We start from the raw sequence: 13806 nt of genomic DNA, 5'->3' as shown, positions 1-13806 counted from the left end.
TCCTTGGCCCAAAGCCACTACCGAGGTTCCGTCTGACAGTCAGACGGTCCGCACCGCATCATCAGCACGTTCAGGCGAACCTAGCACCACAACAGACAACCGCAATGGGGCGAATACTCCGACCGATGCTTGGCACAGCGGACAGAACCGCGTAACACAAACCCCATGGCACCGCCGCCTGCGCCGCTTGCTGCGGCCAGTTCCAGGGATTGCAACGATGAAGAAACAAGACATGAACCGCGATTGGATTGCTACAGCCGAGACCCTCTCAAGCGCCCTGCCTTATCTGCAGCGCTATGACGGCGCCATCGTCGTGGTCAAACTCGGTGGCCACGCCATGGGCAGCGACGAGGCGATGGAAACCTTTGCCCGCGACATCGTGCTGTTGCGGCAGGTTGGGGTAAACCCGGTCATCGTTCATGGCGGCGGCCCGATGATCAATGCCATGCTGGAAAAACTGCAGATCAAATCCGATTTCGTGAACGGCAAACGGGTCACCGATGCCGCCACAATGGAAGTGGTCGAAATGGTGCTGTCCGGCGTGGTGAATAAGCGTATTGTTCAAGCCATCAACCGTCAGGGCGGCGCTGGGGTCGGCCTCTCGGGCAAGGATGCAAATCTCATCACCTGCACCCAGGCGGACCCGGATCTGGGCTTTGTCGGAACCCCATCGCAGATGGACCCTTCCGTGCTCCACCACCTGTTTGAACAGGACATGATCCCGGTCATTGCCCCCATCGGTGCGGGCCCCGATGGCGAGACCTTCAACATCAACGGCGACACCGCCGCAGGCGCGATTGCCTCTGCGCTGAAGGCCGACCGCCTGCTGCTGCTGACCGATGTTTCCGGCGTCAAGAACGGCGCAGGCGAGGTGGTGACCGAACTGAAAGCCGCCGACGTCGAGGCAATGACCCGCGATGGTGTGATCATCGGCGGCATGATTCCGAAAACCGAAACCGCACTGGCTGCCGTGCGCAGTGGCGTGCGGGCCTGCACCATCGTGGATGGGCGGGTGCCCAATGCGGTGTTGCTGGAGCTGTTCACCGACCACGGGGCCGGGTCGATGATCCGCCCCTGAGGCATCCCGACCTTCGGCCCAATCTCCCTCCTATTCGAACCTTCTGGTCGTAACCTGATTCCCGCCTTGCCGGGCGAGGCAGGCACGAGCGGCGCCTTTGCGCGCGATTGACGACGGCGAAATCCCTTTAGGGAAACCGGCAAAACTGCGCTAGACTGTGGCCATGACCAGCCCCCCCGACACGGACAGGGCCGTTGCCATGGATACCGCAACGGCACCTGTCGCTGACCCTATTGCGACCACCCAAAGCTACACCCGGCTGCAAGCAGCCGCCGAAAAGCTTGGGCTGGATATCTACGGCGGCTTCCATCCGACACCGGCGGAGATGCGGCGCAGTCCAGGCATCACCCAGCCCCAGCACGCTGCCCCCGGCGTCCCACACGGCACGCTGATCCTGCTGGGCACGGCGCCGTCCTTCTGGCCACAGTTTCGCAGCAGTCCGGAGGCGCAGGATGGCGCCGCCGACCCGGTTGATCGCTGGTCACGCCGCGTCATCACCGCATTGGCGGAGGCGTGGCAGGCCATACCGGCTTTTCCCTTCACAGGCCCGCCCTATGCGCCTTTTGTGGGTTGGGCGCTGGCAACGGGCCGCTGTTTCACATCCCCGTCGCAAATGCTGGTGCATGATCGCTACGGTATGATGATTTCCTTTCGCGGCGCGCTTTATCTCACAACCCATTTGGACCTGCCGCCCCCACCACGGGCCGAGGCCCCCTGCCTCAGCTGCGATACCCAACCCTGCCTGACCGCCTGTCCTGTGGCCGCCCTGAACGACGGCGGCCCCTATGATCTGGCCGCCTGCCACGACCATCTGGACAGCCCTGCAGGCGCGTCCTGCCTGTCCGCGGGCTGTCTCGCCCGCCGTGCCTGCCCACTGAGCGCAGGCGCTGACCGTCTCCCGGCGCAATCCGCCCATCACATGAGGTATTTTCACATAAAATGACCTGCACGCTGATCCTGACCCGCCACGCCAAATCCGCCTGGGATACCTCCGCCCCCAGCGACCACGCCCGCCCGCTGAACAACCGCGGCCGCCATTCCGCCGCGGCCGTTGGCACCTGGCTGCGCGAAATCGGAATGATCCCGGATCAGGTGATCTCCTCCTCGGCGCAGCGCACCCGCGAGACCTGTGATCTGATGGAGCTTGGCGCGCCTGCGGTCTTCATCGAACGGCTTTATCACGCCAGCGCGGAAATCCTGTTTCAAGTCCTGCGCGAGGCGGAACACAAGCGGGTGCTGATCCTGGGCCACAACCCCGGGCTCGCCGCCTTTGCCCATTCCATCGTCCGACACCCACCGGATCATTCCCGATTTGACGATTTCCCCACCGGTGCCACGCTGATCGCCCGCTTCGACATCGACCGCTGGGCCGATCTGACATGGAGCAGCGGCAAGGTGGCCGAATTCACTGTCCCGCGTGAGTTGCTGGGCGCCTGACGACACGCCCGGCCACGCCCATCTTCAAAGCGCCTCCCGCCGCACCCGCAGGGCCTATCGCCCGTCGTGGCTGCATCACCATGCAACCGCTCCCGTTGGGCGTGGGCCAACGCATCTGTGGCATCCTGTCGCTCCCACGCGGGAACCCATTCGCCCCCTCTCTCGGATATCCTCTAGCATCGGGAGGTCGAGACCACCGCAAACGGAGCCTCCCTGATATGAACCGCCGATCCTTTCTACTGACCGCGGCCGCCACTCTGCCCCTCGCCACAGGCGCACTGGCCACCACGGACACCACGGACGCCACCCCGCTGATTGAAGTGATGAAGTCCCCCAGCTGCGGCTGCTGCACCGGATGGGTGGGCCACCTCATCACCTCGGGCTTCCAGACAGAGGTCCGGAATGTCACCGATGATCAACTCTGGCAGATGAAGTCCCGGCTTGGCATCACCGATGCGCTGGCCTCCTGCCACACTGCAATGGTTGCGGGCTATGTGATTGAAGGCCATGTGCCTGCACAAGATATCACCCGCCTTCTCGCCGAACGTCCCGATGCCTTGGGTCTCAGTGTGCCCGGCATGCCAATCGGCTCTCCCGGCATGGAGATGGGCGACGACACAGAGCCCTTTGCCACGCTGCTGATCCGGCCAGACGGCAACAGCGAGATCTTTGCACGCCACGGCTAAAAACCGGCACAACCCCGCCCCGTCATCTTTCCGGTAAATACTCCGGGGGTCAGGGGGCAGCGCCCCCTGCCAGTGATCCCAACCAGAGCCGCCAAACAAAAAAGGCCGGGCAAATGCCCGGCCTTTCCAATGTTATACCAGACGCCCCTCAGTGACCGAGGATCTGGCTCAGGAACAATTTGGTGCGTTCGCTCTGCGGATTGTTGAAGAACTCTTCCGGCTCATTCTGTTCCACGATCTGGCCCGCATCCATGAAGATCACGCGGTTCGCCACCTGACGGGCAAAGCCCATCTCGTGGGTGACGCAGAGCATGGTCATGCCCTCTTCCGCGAGCTCGATCATTGTATCGAGCACCTCTTTGATCATCTCCGGGTCCAGCGCCGATGTCGGTTCATCAAACAGCATGATCCGCGGCATCATGCAGAGTGAGCGGGCAATCGCCACACGCTGCTGCTGACCGCCGGAGAGCATACCGGGATATTTATGCGCCTGGTCGGGGATCTTCACCTTTTCCAGGAAGTGCATCGCGCGCTCTTCGGCTTCTTTCTTGGGCGTCTTGCGCACCCAGATCGGCGCCAGCGTGCAATTCTCAAGAATCGTCAAATGCGGGAACAGGTTGAAGTGCTGGAACACCATGCCAACCTCGGACCGGATCTTGTCGATGTTCTTGAGGTCGTTGGACAGCTCCGTGCCATCCACCATGATGTTGCCCTGCTGGTGCTCTTCCAGCGCATTGAGGCAACGGATCAGGGTGGATTTACCAGACCCAGACGGCCCCGCGATCACGATCCGCTCGCCCTGATTGACGGTCAGATTGATGTCGCGCAGCACATGGAAGGACCCATACCACTTGTTCATATTGTTGATTTCAATGGCAACTTCGTCGCTCACCTGCATTTTGGAGCGGTCGATGGCGCGGTCGGACATAAGTTCAGACATATGTTGAACTCCTTAGTGGTGATCGGTGGCGAGACGACGCTCGAGCCACTGTGAATATTGAGAGATGCCGTAGCAGACGATGAAGAACAGGAAGGCGGCAAAGCCGAGGAGTTCCCAATAAACGCCGTTCCACTCGGTGGAGGCGAGGATCGGGCCACGGATCATGCCCACCAGGTCGAACATCGAGATGACCGACACCAGCGTGGTATCCTTGAACAGACCAACAGCCACGTTCACGATACCGGGGATCGAGATCTTCAGAGCCTGCGGCAGGATGATCAGGCGCATCGCCTGCGGATAATCCAGCCCCAGACTGTCTGCTGCTTCGTACTGCCCCTTGGGCAGCGCGGCCAGACCGCCCCGGATCACTTCGGCGATATAGGCCGCAGAGAACAGGGTGATCATGATGACCACACGCAGGAACAGGTCCACGGTGGCATCTGGCGGGAAGAAGTAGGACAGCATCACCGATGCCACAAACAACAGGGTGATCAGCGGCACGCCACGCACGAATTCGATGAAAACGACGCAGATCCACTTGATCAGCGGCATGTTGGACTGACGCCCCAGCGCCAGCGCGATACCCAGCGGCACCGACAGCGACACACAGGTGACACCCAGCATCATGTTCAGCATGAAGCCGCCCAGATCGCGCGAGGGTACAGCCGACAGCATTGCGTTGTCAGATGCCCCCTCCGGGATCAGAAAGCCGCCGATATTCCAGACCACGACCGCAGCAACAATCGCACCGAAGAACCCCAGAGCAAAGCTGCCCTTGCCGAATTTCTGGAACACAAACCCAGCAGCGACAAAGCCAAGCAGGGCAACGATCGGCACCAGGATGGAGCCACCCCAGATCAGCCAGAAGGCCAGGAACGGATAGATCGCAGTGAAGGCCAAAAGCTTGCGCGGCAGGTCAAAGAACAGCACCGGTGCCAGCGCGACGAGCAACAGCACCAACGCCAGATTAGGGCGCCAATATTCCGTCCCCGGGTATTTGAAGCCATAGAGCAACTGGTTCCAACGCTCGCTAAGGACCGAGAAACAGGCGCCAAGCTTGCCATCCAGAACCTCACGGCATTCCGCGAGCGAGTTGGTGGTCCAGACGCCGTTCAGCAACCACGGCAGAGTGCTGCTCAGCAGAGCATAGATCAGCGCCAGCGCCGCCAGTGTCAGGATCGAATTGGGGACGCTGGAGAACAGATTCTCGCGGATCCATTTATAGACCCCGGTCTCGCGGCCCGGCGGCGGTGCCGGCGGGATCTGGGTTTCGCGGACAAAGGCGACAGTTTGTGCGTGTGTATCGCTCATGTCTCAGCGCTCCTTCAGTTTCACAGATGCGTTGTAGACGTTCATCACCATGGAGATGAGCAGCGACGCAGTGAGATAGAACAACATCAGCAGCAGCACGCATTCGATGGCGCGGCCGGTCTGGTTCAGCGTGATGCCTCCCAGGGTCGCGGTGATGTCGGCATAGCCCACAGCAATCGCCAGCGAGGAGTTCTTGGTGATGTTGAGGAAGTTGGAGATCAGCGGCGGAATGATGACGCGCAGCGCCTGCGGCAGCACAACGAGGTTCATGATCCGGCCCGGACGCAGACCCAGCGCTGCGGCAGCTTCGGTCTGACCCTTGTTGATCGCCTGAATACCCGCACGCACGTTTTCCGCGATGAAGGCACCGGTGTAGATCGACAAAGCAAACCACAGGGCAATCAGTGGCCCACCAATCTTGATACCGCCTTTGAAGTTGAAGCCTTTCAGCTCCGGCACTTCCCAGGACAGGCCCATGACAAACAGGACCAGCGCCAGAGGCACCAGCCAGACGCCAAGGGCAATCAGCTTGGTTTTGGGACGCACGCCGGTTTTTTCCTGCGTCTTGGTCGCGTTGGCCTCAATCCGGCGCATCACAAGGAAGGACCCGACCAGCGCCGCAATCACCACCAGCCAGTTCAACGCACCTGAGGCGAAGAAACCGCTCTCGAACCAGGGCATCGGGATGTAGACACCCCGGTTGGTAAAGGCAAAGAGGTCAAACAGCATGCTCGACGTGGCGTTGTCACCCCGGAATTCCCGAGGCCCCGGCATCACGGCGGTCATGATGGTGAAAATGATGATGATCCAGATGAGAACCGGAATATTGCGGAAGATTTCCACATAAACGGCCATCAATTTGGAGACGAGCCAGTTGTTCGAGAGGCGCAGAACACCCGCAACCACACCAAAGATGGTGGCAGTGATACAGGCAAGAACGGCCACCAGCAGCGTGTTCAGAACACCAACAACTGCGGCGCGCGCATGGCTGGACTGGCTGTCGTATTCGATCAGACGCTGGTTGATATCGTAACCGGATGGATCCCCGAGGAACCCGTATGAGATATTCAGACCCGCGGCCCGCAGGTTCTGAATTAGGTTGTTCCCCAGATACCAGATGGCCAAGGCCAGAACCAGTGCAGCAATCGCCTGGAAGGTCAACGAACGATAGCGGGTATCGTTGACCAACATGGACAGCTGAAACTGTGCCTTTGGAGGGTCAGTGAGAGTTGACATGAATGTGTGATCCCCGTGGCTTATAGGTCAACTGATCGGCGGGGTTGGTTCCCTGCTCGCGTCAGACCTCAAGCGTTTTTGTTAGGATAGGTCGGTAGGAAAAAAGGGCGCAGGTTGGTCCTGCGCCCTTTCCTCAGTCGTTCTTAGCGGAAGGGCGGTGCGTAGAGCAGGCCGCCTTCGGTCCACTGTGCGTTCAGACCGCGTGCCAGACCAATCGGAGTGTCTTCGCCGATGTTCTTCGCAAAGACTTCGCCGTAGTTGCCGCCAGCGCCGATGGCGTTTTTCGCCCAGTCAGCCGACAGACCCAGCATCTCGCCCAGGGTACCTTCGGTGCCCAGCAGACGGTTGATTTCCGGATTCTCGGTACCAGCAGCCATTTCGCCGATGTTGGCGGAGGTCACGCCCAGCTCTTCAGCTGCAACCAGTGCGTTCAGGCTCCAGCGCACAACGTCGCCCCACTCGTGGTCGCCGTGACGAACCAGCGGGCCCAGCGGCTCCTTGGAGATGATTTCGGGCAGCAGAACATGCGCCGAAGGATCATCGAAGGTCGCGCGGGTCGCCGCCAGACCAGAGGCGTCGGTAGTGTAGACGTCGCAGGCACCAGCCAGATACTGCTGCTGTGCTTCAGCGTTGGTTTCGATCGGAACCGGCTCGTAGCTGATGTTGTTGGAGCGGAAGAAATCCGCCAGGTTCAGCTCGGTTGTGGTACCGGTCTGGATGCAGACGGTCGCGCCGTCCAGTTCCTTCGCGGAGGACACGCCCAGTTCCTTGGGAACCATGAAGCCCTGACCGTCGTAATAGTTCACACCAACGAATTCGAACTTCAGGTCGACATCGCGGCTGAAGGTCCAGGTGGTGTTGCGCGCCAGCATGTCGATCTCGCCGGAGGCCAGAGCGGTGAAGCGGGTTTTGCCGGTGGTGGGCACGAATTCGACGGCGGTCGAGTCGCCCAGTACAGCCGCAGCAACTGCGCGGCAGACAGCAACGTCAAAACCTTCCCATTCGCCATTGGCATTGGGCGCTGCAAAGCCGACCAGACCAGTGGTCACGCCGCAGTTCAGCTTGCCACGGGCCTTGACGTCGTCCAGCGTCCCCGCCGCAGCGGCACCGGCGGCCAGACCAGCAACAGTCAGCGCACCCAAAATTACCTTATTCTTCATGTTTACCTCTTCCTGATTGTCCGCCTATTTGGCGGCTCTTTTTGCCCGGCACCAGCCATGCCGGAGATAGGTGTTGAAACAGGATTTTCCCCATTTCGCGACCAAGTGTGGTCGCATTCATCAACAAACGTCAAGTGCGTGATCAGGAATTTCGATGGCCGTATAGAGAACATTTTCGTGGCCACGAACGAATTTTGCGGCAACGTCGCGTTTTGGGTAATTAATTGCGCTAGCAGGAAAAATCGTAGAACCGCTTAGCGTGTAAAAACGCCGCGCGTTTCAGGTCCGCAGTGGCCTGAGCGTCTTCGTCCTGGCCCCATTGCTGTTCCTGCCACAGCTCATCCAGCCGTGACATCTCCCAGATCTGATCCGCCGGGCGCCAGCTCCTTGTCGCTGCGAACCCAAGGACCAGAGACCCCGACATCGCCACCAGATCATGGAAGGCTGCCAGCTGAAATGGTGTCATTTCATGGACTAAGCGGCGCAGATGCGCCAGCGCCTCAGGATTCTGCGGTGCATGCAGAATACCAGAACGCGGCTCCAGCCGGACCCCGAGAGTCTCCGCCGCCCAATCCAGCGCCGGGTCCCAGATTTCGGCCTGGCGCTGCACCAGCTCAACCGGCATCTCTGCGCGATAGCACAAAAGATCGGAATCGCCGTATTCGGCCAGCATATCCGCAACGGCCGCGTGCTGATGTGTCACCTTGTCGATTGCGGCATTGGCCGAACGGGTCACTGGCATGGTGTTTGGGTTAACTGATTCGGTCTGCGCGTCCCATTCCGCCGCAATTGCCTCGGCCATTTCGCGGCCCGGCACAGCAAGCGCAGCTTTTGCGGGAGTTTTTACGCGCCGCCCGTCCAGTTCCACCGCAAACCCATCTTCGGTCTCGGCCACGGAGACAGCTTTCCAGAATCGTTTCTGTTTCCACTCGCTCATATCGTCAGTCTTTCCAGATGTGCTGCAACAGCGGTGCTAGGTCGGCAAAGCTGTCGATAATGTAATCCGCACCCAGCTGGTCCGCCGGGTGGAAACCCCAGTTCACGGCGATGGTGCGCACGCCGGCAGCCCGGCCCATATCGATGTCAAAACTGGTGTCGCCGATCATCACAGTATGCTCAGGCAGTACCCCGGTCTCGGCCATCGCCCGCAGCACCATGGACGGATGCGGCTTTGACGGGTGATGATCGGCACATTGCCGAGTCACGAAACAGCGCAGGTCGTGGGACGCGATCAGCGCATCCAGCCCGCGCTGTGATTTTCCGGTGGCCACCCCCAGCAGGTATTCGGGCACGGCGTTCAGCTCCGCCAGAACCTCCGCCGCCCCGGAATAGAGCGGCGAATGCCCTGCGCCTGCGGCCAGACGGGCGGATTTGTAAGCAGACTTATAGCCCTCAACCAATTCCGCCTGAACACTGGCATCCAGCGTCGGGGCAAGTTCGGCAATCGCCAGAGGTAGTGACAGACCGACGATCGACAGAATCTCCGCCCGGCTCGGCGCCGCCAGCCCGACCCCGTCAAATGCAGCCCTCATCGCCGAAGTGATCGCGCCCTGGCTGTCCGCCAGGGTGCCATCCACATCAAACAGGATCAAACGCAGATCACCGCTCATCGTCATGAACCTCGTTACTGCAGGCTCTCAAACGGATCTTCTGCCGCCAGATCTTCGGACCAGCCAAAGGTGTCCCAGCTGTCCTTCATGTGGTCAGGCAAGGGCGCCGTGATCGACAGCGGTTTTTTCGTGGTCGGATGCTCAAACGCCATGCGACGGCAGTGCAGATGCAGCTTCTTGGAGATAATCCCCCCCAACTGCGCCCCCCAGCCATCGCCGAGGTTTTCCTGACTGGACCCGCCGTATTTGCCGTCACCGGCAATCGGGTGACCGATTTCAGCCATATGCGCGCGCAGCTGATGGGTGCGGCCGGTGATCGGCTCCATTGCAACCCAGGCCGCGCGGCTGGCCACGCGGTAGAGCGTGGCATAATGCGTATGCGAGCGTTTGGCCCCGGGTGTGCTGTCCACCTCGTTGGAATGGATGGCGATCATTTTCTCGCCTTCCCCCGATTTACCGTGTCCCGGTGCCTTCACCAGCCCACATTTGATCTCACCGAGATAGGGCGTAGGGACACCCGCCACCAGCGCCCAGTAGATCTTGCGCGTGGCACGATGCCGGAACGCCGCCGTCAGCGACTGCGCCGCCAGACGGGTGCGCGCCAGCACCAACACACCTGAGGTGTCCTTGTCCAGACGATGCACCAGACGCGGCTTTTCCTCGGCGTCGAACTGCAAGGCAGCACTCAGCCCGTCGACATGTTTGGTGGTGCCGCTGCCGCCCTGCACCGCCAGACCTGCCGGCTTGTTCAGCACGATAACCGCATCGTCCTTGTAGATCACACAGCCCCGGATCATCTTGGCGTCCGCTTCGGAAATCCGGTAGCTCGGTGCCTCTGCCGGTTTCAGGTCGCTTGCCCCAAGCGGCGGCACGCGCACCACCTGCCCGGCTGCGACGCGGCTGTTGGCCTTCACCCGTCCCCCATCCAGACGCAATTCGCCCTTGCGGCACATCTTCTCGATCCGCCCCTGGCTCACATGCGGGAACAACCGCCGCAGCCAGCGGTCAATACGCTGGTCTGCGTCGTCTTCACTGACGGTAATCATCTGTACGCCGCTCATGCGAACACTCCTCTGGCGGCCATCAGGCCGAAAAACAGTCCGCCGACCGACAGGCCCACGGACAACAGCACATAGAGCGCAGCCTGCCCAAAGGCACCGCGCTCGATCAGGGTGGCCGTCTCAAGCGAGAAGGCCGAAAACGTTGTGAAACCGCCCAAAAGGCCAGTCATCACAAAAGGGCTCAGGTGGGTCAGCCCCTTATGGGCGGCAGTGACAACAAAGGCGCCTATCAGAAAGGAGCCGATCACATTCACCGCCAGAATCGCCACCGGGAACTCTCCCACCCCAAAGAGGCGGGTGATCCCCAAACCGGCCAGATAGCGGCAGGCAGCACCGATCGCACCGCCCAAGGCCACATATAGAACCGAAAAAACCATCAACGGTCTGTCGCCGGCTGGCGCGTGGATGTCAAGTTTCGCGCAAGCATGGCAGCATTGCAGCACCGGAGCAGGCCCTGTCACCTTTCCCCAAATACTCGCGCCGCAGGCACCGGCTTTGCCACGCAAAGCCGGATCAGCTGTTCCGCTTGGCGCGCAAATTGGCGAAATACTCGGTCCGGCGCTTCAACTCCCGTTCGAAACCCCGCTCAACCGGCTGGTACAGCACCGGGCGCGGCACGTCGTCGGGAAAATAGTTCTGCCCTGAAAACCCATCCGCCGCATTGTGGTCGTAGTCATATCCGTCACCGTAACCTTGCGACTTCATCAGCTTGGTTGGCGCATTCAGGATATGCTTCGGCGGTGGCGCACTGCCGGTCTGTTTCGCCAGCCGCCGCGCCGCTTTGTAGGCCATGTATCCAGCGTTGGTCTTGGGCGCGAGGGCCAAATAAATCACTGCCTGTGCCAGCGCCAGCTCGCCCTCCGGGCTGCCGAGACGCTCATAGGTTTCCCAGGCCTGGATACAGATCCCCTGCGCTTGCGGGTCGGCCAGCGCGATGTCCTCAACCGCCATCCGGGTCAGGCGGCGGGCCAGGTATCTGGGATCCTCGCCGCCCTCCAGCATGCGGGCAAACCAATAGAGTGCGGCATCCGGGTCGGAGCCGCGCACGGATTTATGCAGGGCGGAAATCAGGTTGTAATGTTCATCGCCGGACTTGTCATATTTCGCCGCCCGCCGCATCAGCCGGGTGGCCAGCGCCTCGCGGCCCAGCGGGCTGTCCACCTTCCAGGCGGCGACCTGTTCGATCAGGTTCAGCAGGGCGCGCCCGTCCCCATCCGCCATCTCCTGCAACGCGTCCCGCGCATCCGCGGTCAGCGGCAGGGCGCGATCCAGCTCCTGCTCGGCCCGCTGGGTCAACCTCTCCAGATCAGCAAGCGACAATCGCTCCAGCACCAGCACCTGCGCGCGAGAGAGCACAGCGGCGTTCAGTTCAAAACTCGGGTTCTCGGTCGTGGCCCCGACCAGAAGGATGGTGCCATCCTCCATATGCGGCAGAAAACCGTCCTGCTGGGCCTTGTTGAAACGATGGATCTCATCCACGAACAGCAGCGTGCCCTGCCCGTTCTGGCGGCGGATCTTGGCCGCCTCAAACACTTTCTTCAGATCAGGCACACCGGTAAAAATGGCTGAGATCTGTACGAAATGCAGATCCGTCTCCCGCGCCAGCAGCCGCGCGATGGTGGTTTTACCCACGCCCGGCGGCCCCCAGAAGATCAGCGATGACAGCGAGCCGGAGGCCAGCATCACCCCAAGCGGGGCGTCCTCACCAAGAACCTGCGCTTGACCGATCACCTCTGCCAGCGACTGCGGGCGCAGGCGATCCGCAAGTGGGCGGTTCACCTCCGACTGCGGATCCGGGCGGGGCGCGGCATCGCCGCTGTCAAAAAGATCCGCCATGATCAGAGCCGATAGCGCAGCGAGACCCGCTGGCCTTGCCGGTTGAGATCGACCTTCATCCAGCGACCGATATTGCCCAGCACCTCAGACACATCCGCAGGCGTTTTGATCGCCTCATTGTTGATGCCCAGAATGATATCGCCCGCGCGCAGACCGACGCGGCTGCCATAGGCACCGGGGTCGGTGATCACCACCCCGTCAGAGGACATCGGCAGCTGGAATCGCAGGATTGACTGCGGATTGATCCGCGCCACGGTCAGACCCGGCAGCGGCGTGCCCTCATCAAGGCTGAGCGGGTTGGCGGGTGGTTCATCGGGGGCCAGCATCATCTCGACGGTCAGCACCTCACGCGCGCCTGCGCGCAGGCGGGTGACCTCGGCGGTATCGCCGAGCCCGGTAACAGACATGCGGAACACCATCTCCGAGGGGGAATTCACAGCCTCTCCTGCCACATCCAGAATGACATCTCCCACCTCAAATCCAGCTTTGGTGAAGGGGCTGGCGGGGTGAAGTTCGGAGATCACCATCCCCTCCGGCAGGTCCATCCCCAGCGAGGCGGCAAGATCCGCATCCACCGGTTGCCCCATCATCCCGGCCCAGGGGCGCTGAAATTCCTCGGCCCCGTCGTGGGCCTGCCGCATGAAGGCCCGCACCAGATTGGCCGGGATGGCGAAGCCGATGCCGTTGGACCCGCCGGAGCGGGTCACGATGCGGGTGTTGATGCCAATCAGATCGCCATTGACGTCAATCAGCGCGCCACCGGAGTTGCCGGGGTTGATTGGCGCATCGGTCTGGATGAAATAGCCAATTCCCTCCCCCGTGGCGGCGCCACTGCGCGCCAGACCTGAGACGATCCCGCTGCTGACCGTCTGACCAACGCCGAAGGGATTGCCGATGGCCAGCGCCAGCTCGCCCACCTCGACCCCGTCACTGTCGCGCAGCTCAAGATAGGGAAGGTCCTCGGCCTCTTCCAATTGCAGAATGGCCAGATCGCTGGCCTGATCCGCCAGCACCACCTGTGCTGCATATTCACGGCGGTCGGTGGTCACCACCCGGATATCCGTGGCCATGCCAACAACATGGTAATTCGATACCACGATTCCATCCGGTGACAGGATCACGCCAGAGCCGAGGGAGTTCTGCACACGGGGCTGAGGCTTCGACAATCCGCGAAAGAAATCATCAAAGAACGGGTCATTCATGAAGGGCGTGCGGCGCTGTTCGTGAACAATCTTGGCGTAGATATTGACCACTGCCGGCGCGGCCTCTTTCACCAGCGGCGCGAAACCGAGGGAAATCTCTGCCTGATTCTGCGGCACACGGGTATCCGCGAGCGCCTGTGTAGAGGGGATCTGAGTGGCCAGAAACAGGCCCGCTGCGGTCAGGATTGCGCGAAACATGACGACTCCGATTGTTCTAATGAACAGGATATGCGGACCGCGGTCCTCTTT

General features: G+C 61.2%; 14 protein-coding genes. 4 read left to right on the top strand and 10 right to left on the bottom strand.

The window, feature by feature from the left end; translation table 11 throughout:
• The first annotated feature begins 217 nt into the window (after positions 1–217).
• The 4 genes from argB (at position 218) to INHI_RS0118840 (ending at position 3201) form a co-directional block, all read left to right on the top strand.
• Entirely contained in the window at positions 218–1078 is an 861-nt protein-coding gene (gene argB / locus INHI_RS0118855; protein WP_014878933.1) for an acetylglutamate kinase, read from the top strand.
• A 199-nt stretch (positions 1079–1277) separates the two neighbouring features.
• On the top strand, positions 1278–2021 hold the full coding sequence (locus INHI_RS0118850; RefSeq protein WP_014875967.1) for a hypothetical protein: 744 nt from the start codon (positions 1278–1280) through the stop codon (positions 2019–2021).
• Positions 2018–2515 (top strand): SixA phosphatase family protein, encoded by a 498-nt coding sequence (locus INHI_RS0118845; RefSeq protein WP_014875968.1) that lies wholly within the window; start codon positions 2018–2020, stop codon positions 2513–2515. Before INHI_RS0118850 ends, INHI_RS0118845 begins: the two co-directional genes overlap by 4 nt.
• 218 nt (positions 2516–2733) lie before the next feature.
• Positions 2734–3201: a DUF411 domain-containing protein gene (locus INHI_RS0118840; protein WP_027248568.1), complete on the top strand. Its 468-nt coding sequence runs from the start codon at positions 2734–2736 to the stop codon at positions 3199–3201.
• A gap of 148 nt (positions 3202–3349) precedes the next feature.
• Here the strand turns inward: INHI_RS0118840 and INHI_RS0118835 are convergent, their stop codons facing one another.
• The 10 genes from INHI_RS0118835 to INHI_RS0118790 form a co-directional block, all read right to left on the bottom strand.
• Positions 3350–4141: an amino acid ABC transporter ATP-binding protein gene (locus tag INHI_RS0118835; protein WP_014875970.1), complete on the bottom strand. Its 792-nt coding sequence runs from the start codon at positions 4139–4141 to the stop codon at positions 3350–3352.
• A 12-nt stretch (positions 4142–4153) separates the two neighbouring features.
• Positions 4154–5452 carry an amino acid ABC transporter permease gene (locus INHI_RS0118830; RefSeq protein ID WP_027248567.1) on the bottom strand — a complete coding sequence of 433 codons (1299 nt, stop codon included), beginning with the start codon at positions 5450–5452 and terminating at the stop codon, positions 4154–4156.
• 3 nt (positions 5453–5455) lie between these two features.
• The gene (locus INHI_RS0118825; protein ID WP_014875972.1) at positions 5456–6688 is read right to left on the bottom strand and encodes an amino acid ABC transporter permease; all 1233 of its coding nucleotides are present in this window, start codon (positions 6686–6688) and stop codon (positions 5456–5458) included.
• Between the two features lie 143 nt (positions 6689–6831).
• Entirely contained in the window at positions 6832–7848 is a 1017-nt protein-coding gene (locus INHI_RS0118820; protein WP_014875973.1) for an amino acid ABC transporter substrate-binding protein, read from the bottom strand.
• Between the two features lie 229 nt (positions 7849–8077).
• Positions 8078–8785 carry an ATP12 family chaperone protein gene (locus INHI_RS0118815; protein ID WP_027248566.1) on the bottom strand — a complete coding sequence of 236 codons (708 nt, stop codon included), beginning with the start codon at positions 8783–8785 and terminating at the stop codon, positions 8078–8080.
• Positions 8786–8789: 4 nt separating this feature from the next.
• A complete protein-coding gene (locus tag INHI_RS0118810) occupies positions 8790–9458 on the bottom strand; it encodes an HAD-IA family hydrolase (protein ID WP_027248565.1) in 669 nt (222 codons plus the stop codon).
• A 14-nt stretch (positions 9459–9472) separates the two neighbouring features.
• On the bottom strand, positions 9473–10519 hold the full coding sequence (locus tag INHI_RS0118805; RefSeq protein WP_014875976.1) for an RluA family pseudouridine synthase: 1047 nt from the start codon (positions 10517–10519) through the stop codon (positions 9473–9475).
• Entirely contained in the window at positions 10516–10896 is a 381-nt protein-coding gene (crcB, locus tag INHI_RS0118800; RefSeq protein WP_027248564.1) for a fluoride efflux transporter CrcB, read from the bottom strand. Before crcB ends, INHI_RS0118805 begins: the two co-directional genes overlap by 4 nt.
• Positions 10897–11032: 136 nt before the next feature.
• The gene (locus INHI_RS0118795; protein WP_027248563.1) at positions 11033–12355 is read right to left on the bottom strand and encodes a replication-associated recombination protein A; all 1323 of its coding nucleotides are present in this window, start codon (positions 12353–12355) and stop codon (positions 11033–11035) included.
• Positions 12356–12357: 2 nt separating this feature from the next.
• Positions 12358–13755, bottom strand: coding sequence for a trypsin-like peptidase domain-containing protein (locus tag INHI_RS0118790; RefSeq protein WP_027248562.1), 1398 nt, complete (start codon positions 13753–13755; stop codon positions 12358–12360).
• Positions 13756–13806 lie beyond the last annotated feature (51 nt).

The sequence above is a fragment of the Phaeobacter inhibens DSM 16374 genome (assembly GCF_000473105.1).
Taxonomy (GTDB): Bacteria; Pseudomonadota; Alphaproteobacteria; order Rhodobacterales; family Rhodobacteraceae; genus Phaeobacter; species Phaeobacter inhibens.
Note: the sequence above shows the minus strand (reverse complement) of the source record. Positions and strands in the feature narration are given on the sequence as shown.

What these genes read in the sequence shown, in the direction of transcription:
- INHI_RS0118810 (WP_027248565.1), bottom strand. Translation starts at nt 9,458, where the DNA reads ATGAGCGGTGATCTGCGTTTGATCCTGTTTGATGTGGATGGCACCCTG.
- INHI_RS0118835 (WP_014875970.1), bottom strand. Translation starts at nt 4,141, where the DNA reads ATGTCTGAACTTATGTCCGACCGCGCCATCGACCGCTCCAAAATGCAG.
- INHI_RS0118830 (WP_027248567.1), bottom strand. Translation starts at nt 5,452, where the DNA reads ATGAGCGATACACACGCACAAACTGTCGCCTTTGTCCGCGAAACCCAG.
- INHI_RS0118815 (WP_027248566.1), bottom strand. Translation starts at nt 8,785, where the DNA reads ATGAGCGAGTGGAAACAGAAACGATTCTGGAAAGCTGTCTCCGTGGCC.
- argB (WP_014878933.1), top strand. Translation starts at nt 218, where the DNA reads ATGAAGAAACAAGACATGAACCGCGATTGGATTGCTACAGCCGAGACC.
- INHI_RS0118790 (WP_027248562.1), bottom strand. Translation starts at nt 13,755, where the DNA reads ATGTTTCGCGCAATCCTGACCGCAGCGGGCCTGTTTCTGGCCACTCAG.
- INHI_RS0118795 (WP_027248563.1), bottom strand. Translation starts at nt 12,355, where the DNA reads ATGGCGGATCTTTTTGACAGCGGCGATGCCGCGCCCCGCCCGGATCCG.
- INHI_RS0118820 (WP_014875973.1), bottom strand. Translation starts at nt 7,848, where the DNA reads ATGAAGAATAAGGTAATTTTGGGTGCGCTGACTGTTGCTGGTCTGGCC.
- INHI_RS0118825 (WP_014875972.1), bottom strand. Translation starts at nt 6,688, where the DNA reads ATGTCAACTCTCACTGACCCTCCAAAGGCACAGTTTCAGCTGTCCATG.
- INHI_RS0118845 (WP_014875968.1), top strand. Translation starts at nt 2,018, where the DNA reads ATGACCTGCACGCTGATCCTGACCCGCCACGCCAAATCCGCCTGGGAT.
- INHI_RS0118840 (WP_027248568.1), top strand. Translation starts at nt 2,734, where the DNA reads ATGAACCGCCGATCCTTTCTACTGACCGCGGCCGCCACTCTGCCCCTC.
- INHI_RS0118850 (WP_014875967.1), top strand. Translation starts at nt 1,278, where the DNA reads ATGGATACCGCAACGGCACCTGTCGCTGACCCTATTGCGACCACCCAA.
- INHI_RS0118805 (WP_014875976.1), bottom strand. Translation starts at nt 10,519, where the DNA reads ATGAGCGGCGTACAGATGATTACCGTCAGTGAAGACGACGCAGACCAG.
- crcB (WP_027248564.1), bottom strand. Translation starts at nt 10,896, where the DNA reads ATGGTTTTTTCGGTTCTATATGTGGCCTTGGGCGGTGCGATCGGTGCT.